Here is a 1,984-nt window from a genome sequence, read left to right as displayed (position 1 = left end):
GAACAATATAGCTGGCGCAACTCGGCCACCCAGTTCCTGCACAATCTGGCACCGTTTTCCGGTGGGTTTGATGGTGTTGAGGCAACCCGCATTTCGCTGGATGACGCGGCAAATACCAGCACGGCAAAGTCAAAGGTCGCAAAACCGGATCACGCGCCTGAAACCACGGCAGGCAAGGCACCTGTTGGGCAACCTGCCCAATAGGCCGCACGCCTGATCAGCGATAAAGGCTTTTGCGCAAGGTGCGATATGCCCAAAGACCGTTGAGCGCATCCGTACCCAGCCAGCGACGGAACGGGCGGAGCGCCAGATAGACCGGGCGCAACAGCCTGATCACCTTGCGCAGCGGCACCATTTGCGCTGCGGTTTCGCCAGCGGCCTCGACATAGGCCTGCCATCCGGCACGCAGCAATTCCGGACGTTTTTTAAATTCACGCTGGATGGAAAAAACAAACAGCAAGATGTCGCGTGCCTGGGCATCAATCACCGGCATGCGGGCGTTCGGGTCTTCTTCAAAATCAATAAAGCCGATCTGATGATCGTCGCGCAGTGTCATGTTGCGAAGCAAAGGCGCACCATGCGCAACCCCTTCGCCATGCAACCTTGCCAAGGCCGCACCGGCGTCGACAACATGACGACGGATGGCATCATCATTGCCCTTGTCGACATCATCTTCGATGCAGGTTTTAAGGATGCGGCCATTATCGCCAATGGCAATCCAGTTTTCACCGACGTCAATCAGATCGGGCACCAACACCCCAAGGGCGGCAAGCTTGCGCAACGTCGCAGCCTCGCTTTCAAGGCCCTTTTGCCCGCCGGGCGATACGGTCGGGCGCAACAATGGAATACCGGTAATGTTGGCCGCAAAGCGCTGAACGCTGTGCCAGACTTTATGTTTGGCCGGCACTGCCTGTTTGACCCAAATGCGCCGGTTATCCCAACGCAGCGGGAAAACCCGTGCACCGACACCCTGGGCCACGGTGCGTTCGACAAGTGCGTGGAGTTGCTCGTTCATTTATTTGTCTTATATGTCGCAGTTGGCAATCTGCTGTTATGCAGACCATTTTTGTGTCCGTTAAAGCGTCTCAGCAGCTTGCCGCCCTTGTCCGAGCGTGCTAGCAACAGCGCGAGTATTTTACTTTTATGATGCCGTATCCATAACGATAGTATCAATTCGATACAATCTGGAAATGGCGAAGAAGGCCGGGATCAAATCATTGCCAAAGAATTCGTTGGATCATACTGCAGAACACTGGGGTACCTGGCCGCTGGTCAAGCGTATCGTGCGAGATGCGGTTGCCCCCTATCTTGGCAAAATACTGCTTGCGCTTCTGTGCATGGCGCTGATGGCCGGGGCGACCGGCCTTTATGCGCTTTTGATGGATCCGATCATCAATGATGTGTTCATCAACAAGAAGGAAAACATGCTGGTGCCCGTCGGGGCGGCAGTTCTTGGATCCTTTGCCCTCAAAGGCTTTGCCAACTATGGGCAGACGGTTTTGATGAGCTATGTCGGCGGGCGTATTCTGGCCGATCTGCAAAACAGCCTGTATGAGCACGTCATTCGCCTTGATATCGGCTTTTTCCACAGCACGAATACCGGCAAGCTGATCACGCGCTTTACCAACGACATCACCGCGATGCGCGCAGCAGTTTCAAACTCGCTGACCGGTTTTGGCAAAGACCTTCTGACTGCGGTCGTCCTTGTCGGCGTGATGTTCTATAAGGACTGGTTGCTTGCGATCATCGCCTTTACCGTATTTCCTGCGGCGATCTATCCGATTGCGCGACTGGGTAAACGCATGCGCAAGGTGTCTGCCAACACCCAGCAACAGATTGGCGAATTCGCCACCTTGCTTGAACAAACCTTCCAGGGCATTCGCCACGTGAAGGCATATGGCATGGAGCCCTATGAATGTTCCCGCATGGGCAAGCTGGTTGAAACCGTCTTCAAACTGAGCTTCAAGGCATCGACGGTTAGCGC

Annotated in this window: 2 protein-coding genes and 1 pseudogene; 2 read left to right on the top strand and 1 reads right to left on the bottom strand. The window is 54.9% G+C overall.

All coding sequences use genetic code 11. From position 1 onward, the window contains the following. Positions 1 to 204 (top strand): annotated as a pseudogene (locus B3Z49_RS18645) (glycosyltransferase family 1 protein); the annotation flags it as partial. 13 nt (positions 205 to 217) lie between these two features. Here B3Z49_RS18645 and B3Z49_RS18640 read toward each other — a convergent pair. Continuing rightward, positions 218 to 1,015 (bottom strand): hypothetical protein, encoded by a 798-nt coding sequence (locus B3Z49_RS18640; protein ID WP_296993570.1) that lies wholly within the window; start codon positions 1,013 to 1,015, stop codon positions 218 to 220. A 217-nt stretch (positions 1,016 to 1,232) separates the two neighbouring features. Here B3Z49_RS18640 and B3Z49_RS18635 point away from each other — a divergent pair. After that, positions 1,233 to 1,984 (top strand): ABC transporter transmembrane domain-containing protein (locus B3Z49_RS18635; RefSeq protein ID WP_296993567.1); only part of this gene is annotated, 752 nt, incomplete at its 3' end.

It is taken from the genome of Thalassospira sp. UBA1131 (assembly GCF_002311515.1).
GTDB lineage: Bacteria > Pseudomonadota > Alphaproteobacteria > Rhodospirillales > Thalassospiraceae > Thalassospira.
Note: the sequence above shows the minus strand (reverse complement) of the source record. Positions and strands in the feature narration are given on the sequence as shown.